The sequence below is a fragment of the Mycobacterium angelicum genome (assembly GCF_002086155.1).
Lineage (GTDB): Bacteria > Actinomycetota > Actinomycetes > Mycobacteriales > Mycobacteriaceae > Mycobacterium > Mycobacterium angelicum.
Map to the genome: position 1 here is coordinate 41,058 of NZ_MVHE01000001.1, position 24,506 is coordinate 65,563.

A 24,506-nucleotide genomic window follows, 5' to 3' on the forward strand; every position below is an offset into this window, starting at 1 on the left:
AACATCGCCGGGTTGAGGGTGACCCATCTCCCCCCGGTCGGCCGGCCCGGACCGAAATAGTTACTTAGATAACGAAGTTGAGCCGTTCGACGATCTGACCAGCAAGGTCCTTGTCGCCCTCCAGCTCGACAGACTGGCCGCGTGCGGGGCATAACGGCCGCCCGCCGGCAAGCCTGCTGAACTGCAAAGCGTCCACCCGGATCGTCGCCGTCGGCCCCAGCGCGCCGAAGTCGTCGACCAGCTGCGCACGACCGTGTACCGAAACGCGGATATCGCGGGCCAACGGGCCGGTCAGGGAGAACAGCACGCGCGAACCCTCGGGCGCTCCGGCCCGCTTACCGACGACGAAGCCGATGGTGGACGCGACCTCATCAAGGGCCAGCCTCGATGCGGCGCCTTCGAGTTGCGCATCAGACGACGGCCGCCCCAGCCCCACCCTGATGTCCTGCTCGTGCATCCAACAATCGAAGGCGCGCACCCGCATGAACCGGCCGTAGCTGTCCGGGCCCGCGGGCGTGGGCGTCACGGCGTTCCATTCGTCGTCGGACAGGGCCCGCAGTACCTCTCGGCGGCTACTCGTCACGTCGCGGAACCGCTGCAGCACGTCGGCGCCCGATTCGCCACTGAGATGACGGACCCAGCACTCGTTCATCGCTCCGATATCGTTGCGCACGTGCTCGAGCGTCTTGACGTCAATGTCCGGTTGCGGGGGCGCGATGCCGGCCAGGAACGACTCGGTCCCGATCATGTGCGACACCACCGCCTTGACGTCCCAGCCGGGCAGCGCACTCGCCGCCTGCCAGTCCGCCTCTGGCAGACCGTCCAACAACTCATCCAGTGAATCCCACACGGCGAAAAGCCCATCGAGCACGTCGGATTTGTCGAGTTTGGTGACGGGACGCTCGGCCATGGTCGAAATAGTAGGCCCGCGTCACATGCCCTTCGCGCGACGGCCCAGCTCGCGCAGCACTTCGCGCTGCGCGTCGCGGCGGGCCATGTCCTGGCGCTTGTCGTGGGCTTGCTTACCGCGCGCCAACGCGAGTTCGACCTTGACCTTGCCCTCGGTGAAATACAGCGACAACGGCACCAGCGCGAAGTTGCCCTCGCGGATCTTGCCGATCAGGGTGTCGATCTGACGGCGGTGCAACAGCAACTTGCGGTTGCGCCGCGGTTCGTGGTTGGTCCAACTGCCGTGCTGGTACTCCGGGATGTGCAGGTTGCGCAGCCATATTTCGCCGTCATCGACCGTGGCGAATGCGTCGACGAGGGAGGCGTGCCCCTCCCGCAGGCTTTTCACCTCGGTGCCCTGCAGCGCGACACCGGCCTCGTACACCTCGATGATCGAGTAGTTGTGCCGGGCTTTGCGATTGCTGGCGACGACCTGCCGGCCACCGAGCGCCTTCTTGGCCACCGCTACCGCCGCACGTAGAGGCGCAACGTCACGTATGCGGTCACCCCGGCCATCGCCACACCCACCAACAGCAGGAACGGCGAGATGTACAGGATGTCGGCATAGTCGACGCGGGCGATCAGATTGGCTTGATAGAACTGGTTCAGCGCGTTGTCCAGGAACAGCGCGCGCACCAATGCCAAGCCGCCGATGGCGATGGCGACGCCGATCGTGGCCGCCAGCGTCGCCTCCACCAGGAACGGCAATTGCGTATACCAGCGGCTGGCTCCGACCAGACGCATGATGCCTATCTCGGTGCGCCGCGTATAAGCGGCCACCTGGACCATGTTCGCGATCAACAGAATGGCCCCGATGGCCTGGACCAGCGCGACGGCGAACGCGGCTTTGCTCAACCCGTCCAGCACGGCGAACAGCCGGTCGATCAGATCCTTCTGATTGAGCACCGAAAGGACACCCGGCTGGCCCTGCATGGCCGAGTCGAAATCCTTGTGCTGTTCGGGGTTGTCCAGCTTGACGATGAACGACGCGGGAAAGGAATCTTTGCCGGCGACGTCTTTATATTGCGGGAATTTGCGGATGGCGTCGTCATAGGCCTGTTGACGGTTGAGGAACCGCACCGATTTGACGTCGGTTCGCTTCTCGATCTTCTCCCGTAGCGCCTTGCACGGGTTGGTGTCGCAGGACGGGTCGTTGGCCGACACGTCGTCGGTGAGGAACACCTGCGTCTCGACGCGGTCGAGGTAGATGGCGCGGGAGTGGTCGGCCAACAGCACCACCAGCAGGCCGCCCCCGAACAGGCCGATCGAGATCGCAGTGGTCAGAATCATCGCGATCGTCATGGTGACATTGCGACGAAAGCCGGTGAGGACCTCGTTGAGCAGGAATCCGAAGCGCACTTAGCGATCCATCCCGTAGACGCCGCGCTGTTCGTCGCGAACCAGCCTGCCCAGGGAGAGTTCGACCACTCGCTGCCGCATCGAGTCGACGATGTGGTGGTCGTGTGTGGCCATCAACACCGTCGTTCCGGTGCGGTTGATCCGCTCCAACAAATCCATGATGTCCTTACTGGTATCTGGGTCGAGGTTGCCGGTGGGCTCGTCGGCCAGCAGTACCAGCGGCCGGTTGACAAAGGCGCGGGCGATCGCGACGCGCTGCTGCTCGCCGCCGGACAGCTCGTTGGGCAACCGGTTGGCCTTGCCGGACAGACCGACCGTCTCGAGCACTTCGGGCACCACGCGATTGATCGCTTCGGTGCGTTTGCCGATGACCTCGAGCGCGAAGGCCACATTGTCGTACACCGTCTTTTGCTGCAGTAGCCGGAAGTCCTGGAAAACGCAGCCGATCACCTGGCGCAGCTTCGGCACGTTGCGGCTACGCAGCTTGTTGACATGAAACTTCGAGACCCGGATTTCGCCGGTGGTCGGGGTTTCCGCGGCCAGCAGCAGCCGCATGAACGTCGACTTGCCCGAACCGGACGGGCCGATCAAAAAGACGAACTCACCCTTGTCGATCTTGACGTTGACGTCATCCAGCGCCGGACGTGCCGACGATTTGTACTGCTTGGTGACATGGTCCAGGGTGATCATCACGGAGCGCCAGTTTAGCGGTGAGTTTCGGGGTCCAGCGAAATTCAGCTGGCCGGGGGCGTCGGAGTGGGCGATGGGCCCGGCCCGGGCAGCGGCGGCTGAGCGGGCGAGGGGGTCGGCGCCGGGGTGGTCGATGGCGGGCAGAACGGCGGCGGCAACAGACACGGCGGTCCCGGGGGCGCCGTGGTCGTGGTGGTCGTCGGGCTGGGTGTGGTCACCGTGGTGGTGGGCGTGGGCGTCGGAATTCTGGTGACCGGAGGCGCCGGCTGCTCCACCCGGGTGCGCGGCACCCAGGTGTAGTTCGGGTCGGGGACGAAACCGGGCGGTACCACCTGAGGCGGCGTGCCCGGACGCGCCGGTTCATGCGGCTTGTACGTGTCGTAGGTCCACCACACGGCCAGGAACGCCAGGATCAGCACCAGCGTCGAAGTGCGGACCCGGCCGCCGAAGACGTGGCTAGGCCAGCGGCGTTCCCCATCTTCGGGGCGCCCCCTGATGAGGCTCATCAGATTCACTGCTGCTTCACCGTATCCGGGGTTTTCTCCTCGCCCGCCTCACCCTGAGGGACGGCGGCGGCGTCGACGACACCGACGGTCGCGTCGGCGGCGGTCACGATTCCGGCGCGGGCGAGCGCCCGGATGACGAGCACCCGTAACTGCCGGCCCGCCTCGAATTGCTTACCCGGCAGCGTGCGAGCTACCAGCCGCAGGGTGACCGTGTCGATTTCGATGCTCTCCACACCCATCACGGTGGGCGAATCCAACAGCAACTCCCCCAGCACCGCGTCGTCGAGCGCGCGCTCACACTCCTGGTGCAAGACGTCGTTGACACGGTTGAGGTCGGCGCTGGTCGACACCGGGATGTCGACGACCGCGCGTGCCCAGTCCTTGGAGAGATTGACCGATTTGACGATTTGGCCGTTGGGAACGGTGAACACCTCGCCGTCGGCAGAACGCAGCCTGGTCACTCGCAACGTCACGTTCTCGACGGTGCCGCTCGCATCCGTCGGCGACCCCACGATGGTGAGCCGGACCAGGTCACCGAAGCCGTACTGGCGCTCGGCGATGATGAAGAAGCCGGCGAGCAGGTCTTTGACCAGCTGCTGAGCGCCGAAGCCCAGCGCCGCGCCGACCACCGTCGCCGGCGCGATCAGGCCACCCACCGAAAGTTGCAGAACGCTGGCGATCTGCATCGCCACCACGATGGCGATGAGCACGATCGACACCCAGGAGATCACCGACGCGACGGCCTGGCGGTGCTTCGTTGCCTCCGAGCGCACCAAGGCGTCGCTCTCGGCGAAGCCCTCGTCGAGCTGTTTTGTAATCCGTTGTGCCACCCAGTTGACCAGGCGGGCAGCCAGCACCGCTGCGATCAGCAGCATGACGATTCGCAGACCCCTGGTGATGATCCACTCACCGATTTCGCCGCGCCAGAAGTCATGCCAGCGCCGCATCGCAGATACCGCTAGAACCGTGGTGTTAGTCGTCATCTTTTCGGTTGCGCCACCGGATTCCCGCTTCTAGGAACCCGTCGATGTCTCCGTCCAAAACGGCCGCCGGATTGCCCACCTCGTATTCGGTGCGCAGATCCTTGACCATCTGATAGGGGTGCAATACGTAGGACCGCATCTGGTTACCCCAAGAACTGCCGCCGTCACCTTTCAAGGCATCAAGCTCGGCGCGTTCTTCTAAACGCTTGCGCTCCAACAACTTTGCCTGAAGCACCCGCATCGCCGCCACTTTGTTCTGCAGTTGCGACTTCTCATTCTGACAAGTCACGACAATACCCGTCGGGATGTGGGTTAAACGAACCGCGGAGTCGGTGGTGTTGACGGATTGACCGCCCGGCCCGCTGGAACGGTAGACGTCAACCCGGATATCGCCCTCCGGGATGTCGATGTGATCCGTGGTCTCCACCACAGGAAGCACCTCGACTTCGGCAAAGGACGTCTGACGCCGGCTCTGGTTGTCGAACGGGCTGATTCGCACCAGCCGGTGAGTGCCCTGTTCCACCGACAACGTGCCGTATGCGAACGGCGCGTGCACGGCAAAGGTGGCGCTCTTGATACCCGCTTCTTCGGCGTAGGAGGTGTCGAACACCTCGACCCCGTACTTGTGCTGCTCGGCCCAGCGGATATACATCCGCATCAGCATCTCGGCCCAGTCGGCGGCGTCGACGCCACCCGCGCCGGACCGGATTGTGACCAATGCCTCACGCTCGTCGTATTCGCCGGACAGCAGCGTGCGCACCTCGGTTGCTTCGATGTCGGCGCGCAGCGCCTTGAGCTCGGCGTCGGCCTCGGCGAGGGCTTCGGCGGCCGCGGCGCCCTGCTCCTCGGCGGCGAGTTCGTAGAGCACCGGCAGGTCGTCGAGGCGGCGGCGCAACTCCTCGATGCGCCGCAACTCCCCCTGTGTATGGGACAACTCACTGGTCACCCGCTGCGCGCGGGTCTGGTCGTCCCACAGTTTGGGGTCGGACGCCTCGTGCTCGAGCTTTTCGATGCGGCCCTTGAGACCCTCGACGTCGAGCACCCGCTCCACCGTGGTCAGCGTGGAGTCAAGGGCGGCGATGTCGGCTTGACGGTCAGGTTCCACAGGCGCCCACGTTACCGTGATCAGCGATTAGCATCAGATCACCATCAGTGCACCGCGCGACTGCGACGCTCAGCCCACCAGCCCACCAGCGGGCCCACTAGCGGCGCAGCCGGACACGAACAGAAGGCTCGCCCATGCGCCCATATCACGTTGCGATCGTCGGCTCCGGACCCTCCGGATTCTTCGCCGCCGCGTCTTTGCTGAAGGCCGCCGACACTTCCGACGAGATCGACGTGGCCGTCGACATGCTGGAGATGCTGCCGACGCCGTGGGGGTTGGTGCGCTCGGGGGTGGCGCCCGACCACCCCAAGATCAAATCGATCAGCAAACAATTCGAGAAGACCGCCGACGATCCCCGCTTCCGGTTCTACGGCAACGTGGTGGTGGGCGAACACGTCGAGGCGGCCGAACTCGCCGAACACTACGACGCGGTGATCTACGCCGTCGGAGCGCAGTCGGACAAGGCGCTGAACATTGCCGGTGAAGACCTGCCCGGAAGTATCTCCGCGGTCGATTTCGTGGGCTGGTACAACGCGCACCCACACTTCGAAGACAAGACACCGAATCTGTCGGGCGCCCGCGCGGTCGTTGTCGGCAACGGCAATGTCGCCATCGACGTCGCACGCATTCTGGTCACCGACCCCGACGTGCTGGCCCAGACCGACATCGCCGATCACGCGCTGGACAGCTTGCGTCCGTGCGGTGTGGAAGAAGTGGTGATCATCGGCCGGCGCGGACCGCTGCAGACGGCGTTCACGACCCTGGAGTTGCGTGAGCTCGGCGAGCTCGAAGGAGTCGACGTGATCGTCGACCCCGCGCAGTTCGAGGGCATCACCGACGAAGACGCCGAGGCGGCAGGCAAGACGACCAAGACCAACGTCAAGGTATTGCGCGGGTACGCCGACCGCGCTCCGCGTCCAGGGCATCGCCGAATCGTGTTCCGGTTCTTGACTTCTCCGATCGAGATCAGGGGCGACGAGAAAGTCGAGCACATCGTGCTGGGCCGCAACGAACTGGTCACCGACGACAGCGGGTGGGTGTCGGCCAAGGACACCGGCGACCGCGAAGAGCTGCCGGTTCAGCTGGTCGTACGCTCGGTCGGCTACCGCGGTGTGCCCACCCCCGGACTGCCGTTCGACGAGAAGCGCGGCACCATCCCCAACACCGACGGCCGGATCGAAGGCAGCCGCAACGAGTACGTCGTCGGATGGATCAAACGTGGACCGACGGGAGTGATCGGCACCAACAAGAAGGACTCGCAGGACACCGTCGACACCCTGATCAACGACCTGGCCGGCGCCGACTTGGCGGACTTCCCCGACGACCACACCGACAAGCTGGCCGAATGGCTGACCTCACGTCAGCCGAAGGTGGTCACGTCGGCGCACTGGAAGGCGATCGACCAGTTCGAGCGTGCGGCCGGCGAGCCACACGGGCGCCCCCGCGTGAAGCTGCCGAACCTGACCGAACTGTTACGCGTCGGGCACAGCTGACTCAGCGGTCGCGACGGATCTGGCCAGTCGATCAGGGGTCGATCAGCACCCCGGGGTTGAGGATCCCGGCTGGGTCCAGTGCGGACTTCGTGGCGCGCAGCGCGGCCGCGAAGGGGTCCGGACGCTGCCGGTCGTACCAGGGACGGTGGTCGCGACCGACCGCGTGGTGGTGGGTGATGGTGCCCCCGGTCGTGCTGATCGCTTCGGAGACGGCGCCCTTGATCTCATCCCACTGCGCGTCGAGCGAACCCCAGCGACCGCCGGCGTAGATGCCGTAGTAGGGGGCGGGACCGTCGGGATAGACGTGGGTGAAGCGGCAGGTGACCACCCCGGTTCCACACACCCGCTCGATCGCCTGCCGGGCGGCGTCGGTGACCGCGGCGTGCAGCGTGTCGAATCCGTCCCAAGTGCAAGCGGTTTCAAAGGTCTCGGCGATGATCGAGCGGCGCGCCAACGCGTCTCGCTGATAAGGCATTCGAAGGAAGGCCGACCGCCAGGTCTTGGACGCATCCGGGGCATCGTCTTCTGTTGTGTCGCTTCCGGTTTCGCGGCTGCGGCGTGCGATCACGGAGCCGCCGTGCTCGCCGGCGATCTGCACCGCCCGGTCCAGCCACGGATCGATGGCGTGGTCAGCCGATTCGAAAGCCAGCACCAGCAGGCCGCCGCTGACCGCCGTGCCGGCGTTGAGGAACGCCTCGGCCGGGTCCAGCAGCCGGCAGTTCGCCGGGTAGAGGCCGGCCTGCGCGACGGTTCGGGTCGCGGCGACGGCTTGGGCCCAGTCGTCGAATGCCACCGACGCGGTCACCTGCCACCGCGGCCGGTCCTGCAACCGCATCCACGCCTCGGTGATGATGCCGAGCGCGCCCTCGGAACCCAGGAACAGCCGGTCCGAGGACGGCCCGGCGCCGGATCCGGGCAGCCGCCGCGACTCGCTGACCCCGGCCGGGGTGACCACTCGCAGCGATTCGGTCAGGTCGTCGATGTGGGTGTAGAGGGTGGCGAAGTGGCCGCCGGCGCGGGTGGCCAGCCAGCCGCCGAGACTGGAGAACCCGAAGGATTGCGGGAAGTGCCGCAGGGTCAGGCCGTGCGGGCGCAACTGCTGTTCGATCCAGGGCCCCAGCGCGCCGGCCTGGATGCGCGCGGCGCGGCTGATCTCGTCGATTTCGAGCACGGCGCTCATCACCGAGACATCCACCGTGACCGCCGGGCCGTCGAAGCGCGGCTCGACGCCGCCGACCACCGAGCTGCCGCCGCCGTAGGGAATCGCCGGAATTTCTCGGCGGGTGCACCAATCGAGCACGTCCACCACGTCCTGTTCGCGACGCGGCCGCAGGATCAGATCGGGCACGTGCTCGAGGCGGCCCTGCAGGTTGCGTGCGACGTCACGAAACGCCTTGCCGCGCGCATGCCCGGCCCGGTCCACCGGGTCGGCCGAGCAGATCGCCGCCAGCGACGGCGGCGCGGTGATCCGCGGGGACGAGAGTCCGAGGTCTTTCGGGTTGGGAGGCCGATGGTCGGTCAGGTCGTGGCCGGGCAACATCGCGGCCAGGCGTGACTCCAGGTCTCGCGTCTCCTGTTCGGAAAGCGCGTCTTCGACTGTGCCCCAACCCCACCACGAACGCATGTCAGGGTGTCAGCGTTTGAGAACGACGAGGGCTCCACCGGCGACCAGCAACACCAATGCCGCCGCGATAGCCCAGCCGGCACCGGCGAGCCACCAGATGACACCGAATGCCGCGATCGCCGGCGAGAGCGCGAACAGCACCAGCAGTGGGTGCTGCTTGATCACCTCGAGCGCACTCGCCGCCCGGACCCGATCAATTTCCTTGCCTGCCATTCGTTCAGAATGCCAGACCGGCTCGGCCATTGGCTTATGCTTTCCGCAGTTTGGCCGAGTCGAGGACAGGAGCGAAGTGCGGGTCGCAATCGCTTGCCTCGGCTCACGCGGGGACGCCTTGCCGCTCGTCGAGATCGCGCGGCGACTGCGGGACGCGGGCCACGAGGTGGCTTTCGGGTGCAATCCGGATGTGGCGTCGGTGGTGCAGCGCTGCGGATTCGATCCGATCGTCTACACGTCGCTGGACATCAAGGAGTTCCTCAGCTCCGAAGAGGGCCGCCGATCCTTCTTCGAAGGCGGCACCGTCGCTCAGTTGCGGACCTTGGGCGGCCTTTATGACCGATTCAGCGCAGACGTCGACTCCGGCTTGATCGCACTCTGTCGCGGTGCCGACTGCGTGATCGTCGGGCGAGTGCTGCAGGAGAAGGTGGCCATCATCACCGCCGGCACCGGCACACCCGTCGTTTCGGTGCACACCTTCCCGTGTTCGCCGGATGCGGCGGTGGCGAACCCACTTGTCGGTCCGGGTCCGCAGCGGCTTCGGTATCCGCTTTCCAAGCTCACCTATTACCTGCTGGATTTGGGTGTGGATGTCAGCACTTTGCCGAACATGCGTAGCTTGGCACGACGAATCGGGTACCCGCATCGGATGCTGCGCCCGTCGACTGCGTTTCGCCGCAGTGATCACCTCATCGTCGAGACGTTCGGTACCGCGTTAGTTCCGCTCAACAAGCGCGCCGACCCCGCCTGCCGGCGGATCGGCTTTATCCGTCCTGCGGCCCAGCACGTGTCTGCCCTTTCCGCCGACCTGGCACGCTGGATCGGCGAGGATGACAAGCCGTTGATCTATCTCGGATTCGGCAGCATGCCCGTGCCCGAACTCGGCCGGCTGATAGCCGAATTCGACGGGATCTGCGCCGTGCGCGGCTACCGAGCGGTGGTAGCGACCGGTTGGTCGGCGGCGAACCCGATTGCAGCGCAATCGAATCGGATCTGGCTCGAGCCAGAGGTCGATCACGCCGCTCTGTTCCCGTACTGCACTGCGCTGGTGCACCACGGCGGCGCGGGAACCGTCGCGACTGCCGCCGCAAGCGGCAAGCCGTCTGTGGTGTGTAGCCACGGATTCGATCAGTATTTCTGGGGGTTGACACTTCGTCGCCTGGGTGTCGGTGAGCTGGTGCCACGACCGGCGTTAAGCGCGGGCGTTATCGCCGACGCCATCGAACTGGTCAGAACCGCGCCCGTTCAGCGCGCCGCCGAACGCCTGGCTGCGCGGATGCATGACGACCTCGACGGCGCCGACGAATTTATGTCGGTACTCCACGAAATGATGGCCAACCGCAAACGCCAAGCGACCCGCGCACCGTCATGCTGAACTCCGTCGAGCAGGTGGTTCTCGTCGACGAATGCGGCAGCCCAATAGGCATCGCCGACAAGGCCACCGTGCACACTTGCGACACCCCACTGCATCTCGCCTTCTCCAGCTACGTGTTCGACGCCGCTGATCGGGTGCTCATCACGCAGCGCGCCGATACGAAGCTGACCTGGCCCGGAGTATGGACCAACAGCTGCTGCGGGCACCCGTTGCCTGGCGAATCCCTCCCCGACGCCATCAGCCGACGGCTGGCCGGCGAACTCGGCCTGACAGCGAATTCGGTCGATCTGATCCTGCCCGGGTTCCGCTACCGGGCCACCATGGCCGACGGCACGGTGGAAAACGAGATATGCCCGGTCTACCGAGTCCAGGTCGACCATGAACCGCGACCGAATTCCGACGAGGTGGGCGCGGTCCGCTGGATTGGCTGGGAAGAGTTCGTTTCCGACGTCAACGCCGGCGTGATCACGCCGATATCTCCTTGGTGCCGTAGGCAATTGGAGCAATTGTCGGAGTTGGGACCGCACCCGGGGAGGTGGCCGGTGGCCGACGACGTTGCGCTACCCACGGCCGCTCGCCGCCCGGGCTAGCGCGGCGGTGGCGACGCTCCGACGAGAATCGGCCGAAACCGCCACCCCACAGGTGATTTGGTCGAGAGGACCAACGACTCTACTCGTCCGCCGAATGCCTCTATACGGTTAGCAGCGTGGACCTTAAGGTGCTCGAGAACGCAGTCCTGCTGGCCTGCCGGGCACCCTCGGTGCATAACAGCCAGCCGTGGCGCTGGGTCGCTGAAGGCGACCGTCTTCAGCTCTTCGTCGACCGGCACCGCGCCGTACCCGCCACGGATCCTTCCGGCCGCGAAACACTCGCGAGTTGTGGTGCGGTGCTTGACCATTTCCGCATCGCCGTGTGGGCCGCCGGGTGGCACGCGAACATCAGCCGCTTCCCCAATCCGAACAATCCCGACCACCTGGCGACGATCGAATTCAGCCCGGCCGGCTTTGTCACCCCGGTCCAGCGCAGCCGTGCCGAGGCGATACTGGAGCGCCGGACCGATCGGCTGCCGTTTTACCAGCCCACCTTTTGGCACCTGTTCGAACCCGTGCTGCGCAGCCAGATCGGCGATGATGTCGCCACGCTCGATGTCCTCTCCGATGAGCAGCGGCCACGACTGGTGGAGGCGTCACAGCTCAGCGAGGCCCTTCGGCGCGACGACGCCACCTACCACGCCGAACTCGCATGGTGGACTTCGCCGTTCGCGTTGGCCGAAGGCGTGCCACCAGAGACTCTGGCATCTGATATCGAACGCCGCCGGGTTGACGTCGCCCGCGAGTTCCCGGTCCGCACCCATCAGGATCGGCGTGCGGAAATGAATGCCGACTGCTCGAAAATCCTTGTGCTGTCGACACCTGAGGACACTCGGGCCGATGTGCTGCGCTGCGGCGAAGTGCTGTCGACGGTCCTGTTGGAGTGCACCATGGCCGGAATGGCGACCTGCACGCTGACCCATCTGATCGAATCGCCCGCGAGCCGCGCGATAGTTCGCGAGCTCATCGGCGGGCGTGGCGAGCCGCAGGTGTTGGTCCGCGTCGGCATAATTCCGCCCATCGAAGACACCCCCGCCCCGACACCGCGGCGGGCGCTGGCGAGCGTCCTTGAGATTCGTGAGACGACCTAGGAAGGTTGAGCCCATGACCGATGACCCGATCACAGTCTTGTCCGAAGACGAAAGTTGGACCCGGTTGGCCACCGTGGCGCTGGGCAGGCTGGTTACCACCTTCGCCGGTGAGCCCGAGATTTTTCCGGTCAACTATGTCGTGCAGAACCGCAGCGTGCTGTTCCGTACCGCGGAGGGCACGAAGTTGTTTTCTGCCGTCTCGCACCACACCGTCTTGTTCGAGGCCGACGACCACACCGTCGCCGAAGGCTGGAGTGTGATCGTCAGAGGCCGCGCAAAGCTACTTCGTACCGATGCCGAGATCACCGAAGCCGAACGCGCACAAGTGATGCCGTGGACCCCGACCTTGAAGTTCCACTACGTCCGGGTGATGCCGACGGACATCACCGGCCGCCACTTCAGGTTCGGTCCTGAGCCGGACCGCACCGAGAGCTTCGCCTGACGCTTCGTAGCTCTACTCATCAGACCACCATCAGACCACCAGCGTCAGCGGCCCACGCGTACGAGAAGCCTTGCGCCGCTTGCTGACCGCCACCAGCCGTGCGACCGCGATCTCGATCCCGCGGGCCAGTTCGTCGGCATCGGTCAGCGCGTCGTAGTCGGTGAGGATCCCGAAGAACAGATCGTCGGCGTAGCTGAGCATCGCCACACCGGTGCGCAGATGCATGGCAAGCGGCGGGACCGGATATACGCCGAGCACCCGGCGGCCCATCACCCGCAGCGGCCGCCGCGGACCGGGCACGTTGGTTGCGACGGTCACAATGCCACGCTGGGGCAACCGGGCGAGCAGCCCCAGCGCCCACGCGGTGAATGCGAACGGAACCCGATTGGCAAGGGCGACAAAGGCGTTGCCGGCCTCACGCTGTCCACCCGATTTCGCCCGGTCCAACCGCTCGTGCACGCTCCGCAACCGCTGGACCGGGTTTTCCTCATCCACCGGCAGGTATGGGAGCATCAGCGAAACCCGGTTGTCGGACTCGGCGAACGCGTCGGCGGAGCGCGTCGAGACCGGCACCAGGGTGCGCAGCGAATCGGGTGCCGGCCGGGCGCCGCGCTTGATCAGGGCATTGCGGTAGCTTTCGGTAATAGCCGACAACGCAACGTCATTGACGGTGACGCCGAACGTCTGGCACACCTGATCGATGTCGGCCAGCGTGACCCGCGCCCCGCCGTAGCGACGCTGCCCCCCGAGGGGCCCGTTGAGCGGCGACGTGGGCGGGCGCATCAGACCGATCGCGATCTCGGCGGCGCCCTGGGCGGCACGCGCCGCACTGGCCACGACGGCCGTCGAGGCATTCCACAAGCCGCCCAGCAGGCTCACCTGACTGGCCGCCGGCGCCGGCGGCGTAGCGCCGCGGTGGTGCGTGGAGCTGCCCCGAAGTCCGTCATCGCACAGCCCGGCGAGGATGTGGCTGGCCGCGATCCCATCGGCCATGCAGTGATGAAGCTTGATCAGCATGGCCCAGCGGTCGTCACTGAGGCCCTCGATGACCCAGATCTCCCACAGCGGCAGGTCCCGGTCCAGCCGCCGGGCCATCACGTCGGCGATCAACCGGTACAGCTCGCGGTCGTCGCCTGGTTGCGGCAGCGCGACGCGGCGCACATGCCGGTCGATGTCGAAGTCCGGATCGTCCACCCATTCGGGAGCACCCAGGTCGAACGGGCGCAGCCGCAACCGCTGCCCGAACCGGGGACAGCCGCGGATACGTTGCGCGAATGTCGACACCAGGGATTCCTGGTCAGGCGCACGGCCGTCGATAACCGCCAGGCCACCGATCGCCAAGCTCACCCGCTGATCGGCATCTTCTGCCTTGAGGAACCCGGCATCCAGCGTCGTCAGGTGGTTCATGGTGTGCGACCCTCCCAAGTATCTGCAACTCGTAGTACCACTATCCGTCACCGGGACGGGGCGCGGCAGGGCCAAAGGTCCCTCGCTGCCAAGGGCTTCGTGCCCTGCCGCCGCGGGTGACCTCGGACAATCCTTGAAACGTGACCAAAGTGATAGACAGGGGTGCTTGCGCGACCGGAAAGGCAGTCATGAACGCCCAATTCCCGGACGAGGGCACCCTGCGAACGGTCTTCACTCTCGCGACTCGCGCCCCCTCCATCCACAACACGCAACCCTGGCGGTGGCGGGTCGGCCCTACGAGTTTGGACCTGTTCGGCGAACCCGATCTGCAGCTGCACAACACCGATCCGGACGGGCGGGAGTTGATCGTCAGCTGCGGTGTCGCGTTGAATCACTGCGTCGTCGCATTGGCGGCAATGGGCTGGCAGGCCAAGGTGAATCGACTGCCCGATCCCGAAGACCCGAACCACCTGGCGACCATCGAGGTCCAGCCGCACCGCCCCGAACAGGCCGACATCGCGCTGGCGGCGGCGATACCGCGGCGGCGGACCGACCGCCGGGCCTACAGCTCCTGGCCGGTGCCGGGCGGCGACATCGCCATGATGGCCGCCCGGGCGGCCCGCTGCGGGGTCATGCTACGTCAGGTCGACTCGGTGGCACAGATGAAACGTATTGTGACGCAAGCCGTTCGCGATCACATCGGCAATGAGGAGTACATGCGCGAGCTCACCGCATGGACCGGACGCTACGGCTCGGTCGCCGGTGTCCCGGCCCGCAACACGCCACCGTCGCAACCCAGCGCCCCGATTCCCGGGCGCTTTCTCGCCGGGCCGAACCTGGCTCAGCCGTCAGGTGTCTCGGCTGCCGACGACAGTGCCGCGATACTGGCGCTTGGCACCGAGGACGACGATCGGTTGGCCCGGTTGCGCGCGGGTGAGGCCACCAGCGTCGTCCTGCTGACGGCGACGGCGATGGGTCTGGCCTGTTGCCCGATCACCGAACCCTTGGAGATACCCGAAACTCGCGACGCGGTGCGCGCCGACGTCTTCGGCACCAGTGGCTACCCGCAGATGCTGCTGCGGGTCGGCTGGGCTCCGATCAACGCCGATCCGCTGCCATCGACACCGCGGCGCAGACTCGTCCGGCTGGTCGAGTGGACATAACCGCTACTGCAATAAGGGCGCTGACCAGCGCAGTCGTGTCCCACCCGTGTCCGGCACCGTGCCGACCATGAATTCACCGCCGGCCTCTTCGGCGCGCCGGCGCAGATTCGTCAGTCCGCTGCCGGTGAACTCCTCCGGCATTCCCCGACCGTCGTCGGTCACCTCGATGCGCAGGTCGTCGTCGACCGAGACTCGCACCGTCACCGTGCTGGCCTCGGCATGACGGACCGCGTTGCTGACGGCTTCGCGGACCACCGCCTCGGCGTGGTCGGCCAGCGTGCCGTCGACCACCGACAGGGGACCGGCGAATTGGACGCTGGTGCGCAACCCCGAACCGGCGAATTGGGCTACGGCCGTGTCGATTCGCTGCCGAAGCCGAGTGATGCCCTGAGACGCTCCGTGCAAATCGAAGATGGTGGTCCGGATTTCCTGAATGACGCCCTGCAGCTCGTCGATGGCTTCGGAAAGCCGTTGCTGCACTCGGTTATCCCGGGACCGCGCTACGGTGCCCTGTAACGCCAGACCAACGGCGAACAGCCGCTGGATCACGTGGTCGTGCAGATCACGCGCGATGCGGTCGCGGTCAGTCAGCACGTCGAGTTCCCGCATCCGGTGCTGCGAGGTGGCCAGCTGCCAGGCGAGCGCGGCTTGATCGGCAAACGCGGCCATCATCTTGAGCTGTTCGTCGGTGAATGCTCCCGGACCGCCCTGGCGCAGCACGACGACCACGCCCGCGACGGTGTCGGTGGCCCGCAGCGGCAGCAGTAACGCCGCGCCGAGGTTGTCCAGGCCGTCCAGCTCGAACTCCTCGATCCGATGCGGAGTGCTGCTCACGAAGACGTCCCCGAGCGCGGTGCCAGATACCGGGATGGTTTGGCCGCCAACCGAAGCCACGGCGGTACCCAATGCTTCGATAACCAACAGCTCGGTCACGTCGGCGACCGGCGCGTTCTCGTCGATGGGGACGGCGACCAGGGCGGCGTCGGCCGCGGTCAGCTTGAGCGCCTCCTCGGCGACGAGCCGGAACACCGTCGCGGGGTCGGTGCCGGACAGCAATTCGGTGGCGATGTCACGTGTCGCCTCGATCCAGGACTGTCGTGCCTTGGCCTGCTGGTAAAGCCGGGCATTGGCGATGGCGATGCCCGCGGCCGCGGCCAGCGCCTGCACCAGCACCTCGTCGTCGTCGCTGAACGCTTGCCCGTCGCTCTTCTCGGTCAGATAAAGCGTCCCGAACGATTTGTCGCGCACCTGCACCGGCACGCCGAGGAAGGTCCGCATCGGCGGATGGTGCGGCGGGAAGCCGACAGACGCCGGATGCTGCGAAATGTCGTTCAGCCGTAGCGGTTTGGGGTCCTCGATCAGCAGACCGATGACGCCCAGACCCTCCGGTAGGTGGCCAATGCGCCGCACGGTCTCCTCGTCGATGCCCTCGTACACGAAATGCTGGACCCGGTTTTCCCGGTCGTGCACCTCCAGCGCGCAGTAGCGGGCGTCGACGAGGTTGGTCGCCGAATGCACGATGGTGCGCAGCGTGGCGTCCAAGTCCAGACCCGAGGTGACCACCAGCATCGCTTCCAGTAGCCCGTCGAGGCGGTCGCGGCCCTCGACGATCTGCTCGACGCGGTCCTGAACCTCGACCAGCAGCTCGCGCAGGCGCAATTGGGACAGCGTTTGGCGTAACGGCGCCACACTGGCGTCAGCGGTGTCGTCTGAGGGGGTCATGGCCGCTCACCGGGTGGCCGCGAGCGGTTCAATTCCGCTGCGAACACCGCGGCTTGGGTACGGCGCTCCATGCCCAGTTTGGCCAGCAGCCGCGACACGTAGTTCTTCACCGTCTTTTCGGCCAGAAACATCCGATCGGCGATCTGCTTGTTGGTCAGGCCCTCGCTGAGCAGGCCCAGCAGTGTCCGCTCCTGTTCGGTGAGCCCCGACAACGGGTCCTGCTTTTCGGTGGTGCTGCCCCGCAGCTTCGCCATCAGCGCGGCAGCGGCCCGGTTGTCCAGCAGCGACCGTCCGGCGCCCACTTCCTTGACCGCGCGCGCCAATTCCATTCCCTTGATGTCTTTGACGACGTATCCGCTGGCGCCGGCGAGAATGGCATCCAGCATCGCCTCATCGGAGGTGTACGACGTCAAAATCAGACACCGCAATTCGGGCAGACGGGACAGCAGATCGCGGCACAGTTCGATGCCGTTGCCGTCAGGCAGTCGGACGTCGAGCACCGCGACATCGGGGTTGGCCGCGGGGATCCTGGCCATCGCTTCGGAGACGGAGCCGGCCTCGCCGACGACGTCGAGTTCGGGGTCCGCACCCAGCAAGTCGATCAGGCCACGCCGCACCACCTCGTGGTCATCGACCAAAAAGACCTTTACCAAGAGCCCACTCCCCCAATCGCTCCCTACAGGTTGCCGCAGCGGACCCTGAGCACCGAGCACCCCGCACCGTACGCGTCGCAGAGTTCCTCGGCCGTGCGGGAGTTGGTGACGAACAACAGGTCTTCCCCGCCGGCACGCAGATAGCGGCCGATATTGCCGCTTGCCACAACCGCTTCGACCCGGACTTCGGGGTACAGCCGCGTCCAGCGCGCCAGGCGTCGGCTCAAATGTGCTTGACCAGAATCGTTTCCGGCGCCGACATCGTCGGGCACCTCGGCCACGTGTGCGCAGACCGCACGCAACGGGACGCCCCGCATTTTGGCCTCCTCGAACGCGTGGCGCAGCACAGAGCCATTGTCCACTTCGGCAACCACCGCGCTGATCTCGGGGGTTGGCGGGCCGACCGGCGGGGCGTGGAGGACTGCCACCGGGCAGACGGCCCCGCCGGCCAGTGCCGCCGCGACGGAGCCACCGCCGCGCCGGGCGTGGTTGAGCCCGATCGATCCGACACAGACCATGACCGCCGACCGCGATTCGTGCATCAGCTTGGTGAGCGGCCGTCCCCACAGAATCTCGGTTTCGATCTTCACCGGCTTTCCGGTGGCCTCCACGGCGCGGTAAGCGTCGGACAGCGCGGCCCGGGCGGTCGTGTGCGGACCGTTGTTGATCTCGGTGTCAGAAGAGTCCAGCGGGTCGATGACATAGACCAGCCGCAGCGGAATGTCCCGGCTCACCGCCTCGTCGATGGCCCACAGCGCCGCTTTCGTTGCCGCCCTTGATCCGTCGATACCGACGACCACTGACGGAGCTGGATAGATGTCGCTCATCGTGGTGTCCCCTTTATTACCTTTTCGCTGATTCCCACGCTATGAGCCCGGAACATCGCTCTCCCAGAGGCATTGGTCCCTTAGTGGATGCCATTGGTCCCTAGCGACACAGAAACCGCGAAACCTACGGTTGCCAGGGCGACAAAACGGGCATTGGATGTTTCGTGGGCGTCTCACATGCCGACCGCGTGCGAGGCGCCCTACGGCAATGTCGCCAGACAGGAGATCTAGGAATGGCTGTTCCGCAGACTTCGTCCACGCCAAGTCCCGGTGAGCAATCGCCGCAACCCCTGATCGGCCGGGGCTGGATCCAGGGCGTCGCCCTGGTGATGATCTTCGGATTTCTGGTGATGGGCATATTGGCCTACCGCACCTACACGGCGGCAATGCCGATGCCGGACAAAGTCGTCAGCGAGTCGGGACAGGTGTTGTTCACCGGCGCCGACATCACCAAAGGCCAAGAGCTCTACCAGGCACGGGGGCTGATGGAGTACGGCTCGGTGCTGGGCCACGGCGCCTATTTGGGGCCCGACTACACCGCCGATTACCTGCGCATGGCCACCGACGATGTCGCGAACCAGTTCCGCGCCGAAGGCATTGCCGAACCACACGAGCGGGTGGTTGCCGAATTCCGTACCAATCGCTACAACCCGGACACCAAGACTTTGGTGTTCACCAACCGGCAGGCCGCGGCGTTCGACCGGATTGAAAGTCATTACGCGGCCTACTTCGGCGAGAACTCGACCAAGTACGGTTTGCTGCCGCAGCTGATCACCGACAAGACACAGATCCGCGACCTGACGGCGTTTTACGCCTGGACCGCATGGGCGGCCGCCGCCGAACGACCCGGTCACAAGTACAGCTACACCAACAACTGGCCGGCCGAACAACGGGTCGACAACGGTCCGACCGCGGCGGTGATCGTGTGGTCGGCACTGTCCCTGGTCGCGCTGCTGGGCGGCATCGGGATCATGTTCGCCGTCTACGGGCGGTGGAGCCAGAAGGTCGGTTGGCACGGAGCCGAGGCATCCACGTTGAGCTTCCGCCAGCCCGGTCAGGTGAGCCTGACGCCGGCACAGCGGGCCTGCATCTGGTTCTTTGCGATCGTCTCGGTGTTGTTCTTGGCGCAAACGCTGCTCGGCGCGGCCGCCGAGCACTACCGGGCCGACCTGTCCACTTTCTTCGGACTGGACCTGGCCCGCGTGCTGCCCTACAACCTGGCCCGTACCTGGCATCTGCAGCTCGCACTGTTCTGGACCGCTGCGGCCTTTCTGGCCGGCGGAATCTTCCTGGTGCCCTTCATCGCCCGCCGCGAACCCAAACGTCAAGCGGTGCTGGCCTATGCGCTGCTGGGCGCGGTCGCGCTGGTGGTGTTCGGCTCGCTGATCACCGAGGCGCTCTCCATCTACGGGGTTATCCCCGAAGGAGGGCTGTTGTCGCAGCAGTGGGAGTATCTCGACCTGCCGCGGCTCTGGCAGATCCTGCTGATCGTCGGCATGTTCGTGTGGATCGCGATCATTTGGCGCGGCATGCGCGCGCGCCTCAAAGGCGAGTCGAAGATGAACATGCCGTGGCTGTTCTTCTTCTCCGGGCTGGCCATTCCGGTGTTCTACACCGTGGGCCTGCTCGCCGGCGGTGACACCCACTACACGGTCGCCGACTTCTGGCGATTCTGGGTGGTGCACCTGTGGGTCGAGGACTTCCTCGAACTGTTCACCACCGTGATGGTGGCCTACATGTTCGTGCTGCTCGGCGTGGTGCGCGAGCGGATCGCGCTGGGCGTGATCTTCCTGGACGTCATCCTGTATTCCGCGGGCGGCGTCATCGGCACCATGCATCACCTGTACTTCTCCGGCACCCCGGTGGAGCACATGGCGCTGGGCGCGTTCTTCTCGGCGGCCGAGGTAATTCCGCTGACCTTCCTGACCGTCGAGGCGTGGGCGTTCCTGCAGCTCGGTGCGCGCCAGCAGACCGGCGACGCCAACCCGTTCCCGCACCGCTGGGCGGTGATGTTCCTTGTCGCAGTGGGCTTTTGGAACTTCTTGGGCGCCGGCATCTTCGGGTTCCTGATCAACCTGCCGGTGGTGTCCTACTACCAGATCGGCACCGCGCTGACGGCCAACCACGGGCACGCGGCGATGATGGGGGTTTACGGCATGCTGGCCGTCGGCCTGGCCATGTTCGCGTTCCGCTACGTGATCCCGGCCGACAAGTGGCCGGAGAAGCTGGCCCGAATCTCGTTCTGGTCCATGAACATCGGCCTGGCATGGATGGTGTTCGTGACCCTGCTACCGCTGGGCGTCATGCAGCTGTTCCACTCGGTCAACGACGGCTATTACGAGGCACGGTCGCTGGGCTACATCACCAAGCCGGGCAACGCGGTACTCGAATGGCTGCGAATGCCCGGTGACATCATCCTGATTGTCGGCGGGGTGTTGCCGTTCGTCTGGATCGCCTGGACCGCGCTGCGCAACTTCCGTTCGGGCACCACGGTCGAAGAGTTGCCCGAACATCCGCTCTACACCGAGAACGCCGCGGTGGAGCAGCCAGCGACGAAGGACTGAGCTATGGCCCCTCCCGAGACGACGGTTTGGCTGATCGCCGGATATTCGGTGATCCTGCTGGCCATCGGGTGGAGCTTCGACGTCATGGCGCGGCACGCCTCAGCGCGTGCCGCGGCGTGGCGAACCGGACAATTCAGCTATCGCCCCGACCACGACGCCTGGGTATGTCCACAGGATCACTGGCTGTGGCCGACCTCGTTCGATCCCAAGCATCGGGTGATGCGGTATCGGGCCCTGCCGGTGGTGTGCAACAGCTGCCCGGTCAAGTCCACCTGCACGGGGTCGGATCATGGCCGCGAGATCAGCCGCGAGGTGGACCCGTGGCCGCATTCCGAGGCCGGCCGCTTTCACCGCGGCATCGCTTGCGCCGTAGCGGCATTCGGAATCGTGCTGCCGCTAGCCATGCTGGTGGCCAACCATTCGCCGTCGGACGTGGCGGTGTTGACGGGTACCGTGCTGGTCGTCGCGCTGCTCGGGCTGCCGCTGGCCCGGCACCTGTGGAACACCCCGTCCAACGCGCCCGAACACCTGCCGCATCGCACCGCGATCGAGGATCAGGTGGCCGCCGCGATCGACCGCTATTCCACCCGCTGGGGCGGCTGGGAAGGCAAGGAGGACAAGACATCGTGACTTCAGTCGTGATCGGCGTGGCCGCCGTCGCAATCGTGGTACTGGGAGTGCTTGCGTGGGTATCGCTGGCCGTACTGCGTGAATACGAACGCGGCGTGGTGTTCCGGATGGGCCATGCCCGCCCGCTGTATCAGCCCGGATTGCGCTTACTGATCCCGTTGGTAGACAAGATGATCCGCGTCGACCAACGGCTGGTGACCCTGACCATCCCGCCGCAGGAGGTAATCACCCGGGACAACGTGCCGGCCCGCGTCAACGCCGTCGTCATGTTCGCGGTGACCGATCCGCTCAAAGCGATTCTGGCGGTGGAGAATTACGCCGTCGCAACCTCGCAGATCGCCCAGACCACGCTGCGCTCGCTGCTGGGGCGGGTGGACCTCGACACCCTGCTGGCCCACCGCGAGGACCTCAACAACGACCTGCGCACCATCATCGAGAAGATGACCGAACCGTGGGGTGTGCAGGTCCGGGTGGTCGAGATCAAGGACGTCGAGATCCCCGAATCGATGCAGCGGGCCATGGCGCGCGAGGCCGAAGCCGAACGCGAGCGCCGGGCCAAGGTGATCAACGCCCGCGGCGAGCTGCAGGCATCAGAGGAACTGCGCCAGGCCGCCGAGACCCTGTCCAAGAGCCCGGCATCGCTGCAACTGCGCTATCTGCAAACCCTGCTGGAGTTGGGCGCCGACCAGAATTCCACGGTGGTGTTCCCGCTGCCGGTCGACATCATCACTCCATTCCTGCGGCGCCCGGAGATGTTGCAGGACGCCCTTGGGCTGGCCAAGGAGAACTCCAACCACCGGGAAAACTCGCAGTAATTCACCCCCACGCGTGGGACTGGTGACTTCACTGATTCGACGCCGCGCAATCGACGCGACCGTGAATCCGTGGATTACGCGTTACTGCCGCCGGAGTTCAATTCCGGACGTATCTATACCGGCCCCGGCTCGGCATCGTTCGTGGACGCCGCCGCCAGCTGGGATGGACTGGCGACCGAGCTGGAGTCCGCGGCCGACGGCTACCGCTCGGCGATTTCGGCCCTGACCGCGTTGCACTGGCGGGGACCGGCGTCCGCGTCGATGGCGGCCGCCGTGCTCCCCTTCGTAGGTTGGCTGGACGCGACCGCCGCAGAAGTGCGGCAGACCGCCGATCAGGCCAGGGCGGCGGCCGCGGCGTTCGACCAGGTTCGTGGCGCGGTGGTGCCCCCGGCGGTGATCGCCGCCAACCGCACCCTGCTGCAAATGCTGATCGCGACCAACTGGGTTGGCCAGAACAGCGCCGCGATCGCTGACACCGAGGCGGCCTACGCGGCAATGTGGGCGCAGGACACCGCCGCGATGTACCAATACGCCGGTGCCTGCGCGGCGGCGACGTCGGCGCTGACACCGTTCACCGACCCCGCTCAGACGACCAACCCGACCGGTTTGGCCACCCAGGCGAGCGCAGGCAGTGCCAGTGGCGGTTCGATCGACAACCCGGTCATGCTCGACATCGCCTACGAACTCTCGGCGATCGCGAGCAACGACTTGTCGATGTTCACCGGGCTGGCGTCGGCATTCTCGGGCATGGGCAACGTGCGGAACCTGACCGCTGCGGCTACCACCGGTCTTACCGATCTGGCGCCGGCGCTGTCGAACGCGCTTGGCCCGATGGTGTCCGCACTGAAGACGCCGAGCGTCGGCGGCGCGGTGACGGCAGCTCTCGGCAGAGCTGGCTCGATCGGACCCTTGTCGGTTCCGGCGCGCTGGGCAGCGCCGACGAGCGCACCGGTTCACCCACTGTCGAGTGCGGGCCTCACCACGCTCTCCGGCGGCGAACCCGTCCAGCACAGCATGCCCGGCGTGCCCGGTGCCCTGGTGGGAAACCAGCGCGGCACCCAGATCCTGCCTCGCTATGGCGCCCGCCTCACCGTGATGCCACGTCCACCCGCGGCCGGGTGACCCGCCGTCATTGCGGTGGCTGCTCGGGAGCAAACGACCAGTTGTCCGGGTTCTTCGGCGAGTACACGACCGCGAGCGTTTGGCCGACGGCCGGCCAGCGGTCGGTGCTGACGATCATCCGCTGATATACGGCGTGCTCAGTGACGGTGGGCCCGTTGATGACGCCGGCGATGGTGACGTACTGCTCACCGAGACCATCCGGCGGCGAGCTGACGCCGGTCACCAGCAGCGTGCCGCTCGCCAGCGCACCACGCGGTCCGCGCGGGATCAACCGCGGGGCAAGAAACGCCAACAGAACCGCCACCAGCAGGATCAGTACCGCGAATTCCCACACCTGGCCCATGGTAGGACTGCTGGCATGAGTTCCCGCACCGGCGACGATGCAGCCCCCGATCTGTCGTTCGCGCTGGCGCTCGCCGACCGCGCCGACGCCGCGACCCGCGCTCGGTTCGGTGCGCTGGACCTGCACATCGAGACCAAACCGGACCTGACGCCGGTGACCGACGCCGACCGGGCGGTCGAAGCCGACCTGCGCGAGGTGATCGGCCGCGAGCGGCCGGGCGACAGCGTGCTCGGCGAGGAATTCGGCGGCACGGCCATATTCAGTGGCCGGCAGTGGATCCTGGACCCGATCGACGGCACCAAGAACTTCGTGCGCGGAGTGCCGGTGTGGGCCAGCCTGATCGCCTTGCTCGAAGACGGCGTGCCAGTGGTCGGCGTGGTGAGCGCCCCGGCATTGCAGCGCCGGTGGTGGGCGGCGCGCGGCCATGGCGCGTTCGCCTCCGTCGGCGGCGCGCCACCCCACAGGGTCTCGGTTTCCTCTGTCGCGCAATTGGATTCGGCGAGTTTGTCCTTCTCCAGCCTGTCGGGATGGGCGCAGCGCGGTTTGCGCGAACGCTTCATCGAGCTCACCGACTCCGTGTGGCGAGTGCGCGGCTACGGCGACTTCCTGTCCTATTGCCTGGTGGCCGAGGGTGCGGTCGACGTAGCCGCCGAGCCCGAGGTGTCGGTGTGGGATCTTGCCGCGCTGGACATCCTGGTGCGCGAGGCCGGCGGGCAGTTCACCGGGCTGAACGGCGCCGCCGGGCCCCATGGCGGCGACGCGCTGGCCACCAACGGCCGCCTGCACGACGAAGTGCTGCGCCGCCTTCGGAGCGATGTGAATTAACTAACACGGGCCTACC

Annotated in this window: 25 protein-coding genes; 11 read left to right on the top strand and 14 right to left on the bottom strand. The window is 66.2% G+C overall.

The features are described 5' to 3' along the window. Positions 1 to 64: 64 nt before the first annotated feature. Genes BST12_RS00220 through prfB form a run of 7 tightly spaced genes read right to left on the bottom strand, consistent with a single transcriptional unit; the run spans position 65 to position 5,591 of the window. On the bottom strand, positions 65 to 910 hold the full coding sequence (locus tag BST12_RS00220; protein WP_083110985.1) for a maleylpyruvate isomerase family mycothiol-dependent enzyme: 846 nt from the start codon (positions 908 to 910) through the stop codon (positions 65 to 67). A 21-nt stretch (positions 911 to 931) separates the two neighbouring features. After that, complete coding sequence (smpB, locus tag BST12_RS00225; RefSeq protein ID WP_083110986.1) at positions 932 to 1,411, bottom strand: SsrA-binding protein SmpB; 480 nt, start codon at positions 1,409 to 1,411, stop codon at positions 932 to 934. 2 nt (positions 1,412 to 1,413) lie between these two features. Continuing rightward, a complete protein-coding gene (gene ftsX, locus BST12_RS00230; RefSeq protein WP_083110987.1) occupies positions 1,414 to 2,307 on the bottom strand; it encodes a permease-like cell division protein FtsX in 894 nt (297 codons plus the stop codon). Then, positions 2,308 to 2,997 (bottom strand): cell division ATP-binding protein FtsE, encoded by a 690-nt coding sequence (gene ftsE / locus BST12_RS00235; RefSeq protein ID WP_083111206.1) that lies wholly within the window; start codon positions 2,995 to 2,997, stop codon positions 2,308 to 2,310. It abuts the gene before it with no gap. 44 nt (positions 2,998 to 3,041) lie between these two features. Further along, on the bottom strand, positions 3,042 to 3,503 hold the full coding sequence (locus tag BST12_RS31825; protein WP_083111207.1) for an Rv3103c family proline-rich protein: 462 nt from the start codon (positions 3,501 to 3,503) through the stop codon (positions 3,042 to 3,044). 5 nt (positions 3,504 to 3,508) lie between these two features. Further along, on the bottom strand, positions 3,509 to 4,486 hold the full coding sequence (locus BST12_RS00245; RefSeq protein ID WP_083110988.1) for a mechanosensitive ion channel family protein: 978 nt from the start codon (positions 4,484 to 4,486) through the stop codon (positions 3,509 to 3,511). Further along, positions 4,476 to 5,591 (bottom strand): peptide chain release factor 2, encoded by a 1,116-nt coding sequence (gene prfB, locus BST12_RS00250; RefSeq protein ID WP_083110989.1) that lies wholly within the window; start codon positions 5,589 to 5,591, stop codon positions 4,476 to 4,478. Before prfB ends, BST12_RS00245 begins: the two co-directional genes overlap by 11 nt. 134 nt (positions 5,592 to 5,725) lie before the next feature. On the opposite strand from prfB, the gene BST12_RS00255 reads away from it, so the two are divergent. After that, positions 5,726 to 7,084 (top strand): FAD-dependent oxidoreductase, encoded by a 1,359-nt coding sequence (locus tag BST12_RS00255; RefSeq protein WP_083110990.1) that lies wholly within the window; start codon positions 5,726 to 5,728, stop codon positions 7,082 to 7,084. A gap of 31 nt (positions 7,085 to 7,115) precedes the next feature. Here the strand turns inward: BST12_RS00255 and BST12_RS00260 are convergent, their stop codons facing one another. Then, positions 7,116 to 8,708, bottom strand: a complete 1,593-nt coding sequence (locus BST12_RS00260) for an FAD-binding oxidoreductase (RefSeq protein WP_083110991.1) — start codon at positions 8,706 to 8,708, stop codon at positions 7,116 to 7,118. A 9-nt stretch (positions 8,709 to 8,717) separates the two neighbouring features. Continuing rightward, positions 8,718 to 8,921: a hypothetical protein gene (locus BST12_RS00265; protein WP_083111208.1), complete on the bottom strand. Its 204-nt coding sequence runs from the start codon at positions 8,919 to 8,921 to the stop codon at positions 8,718 to 8,720. A gap of 76 nt (positions 8,922 to 8,997) precedes the next feature. On the opposite strand from BST12_RS00265, the gene BST12_RS00270 reads away from it, so the two are divergent. The 4 genes from BST12_RS00270 (at position 8,998) to BST12_RS00285 (ending at position 12,419) form a co-directional block, all read left to right on the top strand. Beyond that, positions 8,998 to 10,296 (top strand): glycosyltransferase, encoded by a 1,299-nt coding sequence (locus BST12_RS00270; RefSeq protein WP_083110992.1) that lies wholly within the window; start codon positions 8,998 to 9,000, stop codon positions 10,294 to 10,296. After that, positions 10,290 to 10,886, top strand: coding sequence for an isopentenyl-diphosphate Delta-isomerase (gene idi, locus BST12_RS00275; RefSeq protein ID WP_083110993.1), 597 nt, complete (start codon positions 10,290 to 10,292; stop codon positions 10,884 to 10,886). Before BST12_RS00270 ends, idi begins: the two co-directional genes overlap by 7 nt. 128 nt (positions 10,887 to 11,014) lie before the next feature. Then, complete coding sequence (locus BST12_RS00280) at positions 11,015 to 11,977, top strand: Acg family FMN-binding oxidoreductase (RefSeq protein ID WP_083111209.1); 963 nt, start codon at positions 11,015 to 11,017, stop codon at positions 11,975 to 11,977. A 13-nt stretch (positions 11,978 to 11,990) separates the two neighbouring features. Continuing rightward, a complete protein-coding gene (locus BST12_RS00285) occupies positions 11,991 to 12,419 on the top strand; it encodes a pyridoxamine 5'-phosphate oxidase family protein (protein WP_083110994.1) in 429 nt (142 codons plus the stop codon). A gap of 30 nt (positions 12,420 to 12,449) precedes the next feature. Here the strand turns inward: BST12_RS00285 and BST12_RS00290 are convergent, their stop codons facing one another. Further along, positions 12,450 to 13,826, bottom strand: coding sequence for a WS/DGAT/MGAT family O-acyltransferase (locus tag BST12_RS00290; protein WP_083110995.1), 1,377 nt, complete (start codon positions 13,824 to 13,826; stop codon positions 12,450 to 12,452). A 188-nt stretch (positions 13,827 to 14,014) separates the two neighbouring features. Here BST12_RS00290 and BST12_RS00295 point away from each other — a divergent pair, with 188 nt between their 5' ends. Further along, positions 14,015 to 14,989 (top strand): Acg family FMN-binding oxidoreductase, encoded by a 975-nt coding sequence (locus BST12_RS00295; RefSeq protein ID WP_083110996.1) that lies wholly within the window; start codon positions 14,015 to 14,017, stop codon positions 14,987 to 14,989. A gap of 3 nt (positions 14,990 to 14,992) precedes the next feature. On the opposite strand, the gene BST12_RS00300 is transcribed toward BST12_RS00295, so the two are convergent. Genes BST12_RS00300 through BST12_RS00310 form a run of 3 tightly spaced genes read right to left on the bottom strand, consistent with a single transcriptional unit; the run spans position 14,993 to position 18,191 of the window. Next, positions 14,993 to 16,711, bottom strand: coding sequence for a GAF domain-containing sensor histidine kinase (locus BST12_RS00300; RefSeq protein WP_083110997.1), 1,719 nt, complete (start codon positions 16,709 to 16,711; stop codon positions 14,993 to 14,995). Further along, the gene (dosR, locus tag BST12_RS00305) at positions 16,708 to 17,364 is read right to left on the bottom strand and encodes a hypoxia response regulator transcription factor DosR/DevR (protein WP_083110998.1); all 657 of its coding nucleotides are present in this window, start codon (positions 17,362 to 17,364) and stop codon (positions 16,708 to 16,710) included. Before dosR ends, BST12_RS00300 begins: the two co-directional genes overlap by 4 nt. 23 nt (positions 17,365 to 17,387) lie before the next feature. Next, on the bottom strand, positions 17,388 to 18,191 hold the full coding sequence (locus BST12_RS00310; RefSeq protein WP_083110999.1) for a universal stress protein: 804 nt from the start codon (positions 18,189 to 18,191) through the stop codon (positions 17,388 to 17,390). A gap of 233 nt (positions 18,192 to 18,424) precedes the next feature. Here BST12_RS00310 and BST12_RS00315 point away from each other — a divergent pair, with 233 nt between their 5' ends. The 4 genes from BST12_RS00315 to BST12_RS00330 all read left to right on the top strand — a co-directional run bounded on the left by BST12_RS00315 (position 18,425) and on the right by BST12_RS00330 (position 23,322). Beyond that, positions 18,425 to 20,755, top strand: a complete 2,331-nt coding sequence (locus BST12_RS00315) for a nitric-oxide reductase large subunit (protein WP_083111000.1) — start codon at positions 18,425 to 18,427, stop codon at positions 20,753 to 20,755. A gap of 3 nt (positions 20,756 to 20,758) precedes the next feature. Then, positions 20,759 to 21,385: a hypothetical protein gene (locus tag BST12_RS00320; protein WP_083111001.1), complete on the top strand. Its 627-nt coding sequence runs from the start codon at positions 20,759 to 20,761 to the stop codon at positions 21,383 to 21,385. Then, positions 21,382 to 22,200, top strand: coding sequence for a slipin family protein (locus BST12_RS00325; protein WP_083111002.1), 819 nt, complete (start codon positions 21,382 to 21,384; stop codon positions 22,198 to 22,200). Before BST12_RS00320 ends, BST12_RS00325 begins: the two co-directional genes overlap by 4 nt. A gap of 69 nt (positions 22,201 to 22,269) precedes the next feature. Further along, positions 22,270 to 23,322 carry a PPE family protein gene (locus tag BST12_RS00330; RefSeq protein WP_083111003.1) on the top strand — a complete coding sequence of 351 codons (1,053 nt, stop codon included), beginning with the start codon at positions 22,270 to 22,272 and terminating at the stop codon, positions 23,320 to 23,322. Positions 23,323 to 23,329: 7 nt separating this feature from the next. On the opposite strand, the gene BST12_RS00335 is transcribed toward BST12_RS00330, so the two are convergent. Then, positions 23,330 to 23,665 carry a hypothetical protein gene (locus BST12_RS00335; protein WP_083111004.1) on the bottom strand — a complete coding sequence of 112 codons (336 nt, stop codon included), beginning with the start codon at positions 23,663 to 23,665 and terminating at the stop codon, positions 23,330 to 23,332. Positions 23,666 to 23,680: 15 nt separating this feature from the next. Here BST12_RS00335 and hisN point away from each other — a divergent pair, with 15 nt between their 5' ends. Continuing rightward, on the top strand, positions 23,681 to 24,490 hold the full coding sequence (hisN, locus tag BST12_RS00340) for a histidinol-phosphatase (protein ID WP_083111005.1): 810 nt from the start codon (positions 23,681 to 23,683) through the stop codon (positions 24,488 to 24,490). The last annotated feature ends 16 nt before the right edge of the window (positions 24,491 to 24,506 follow it).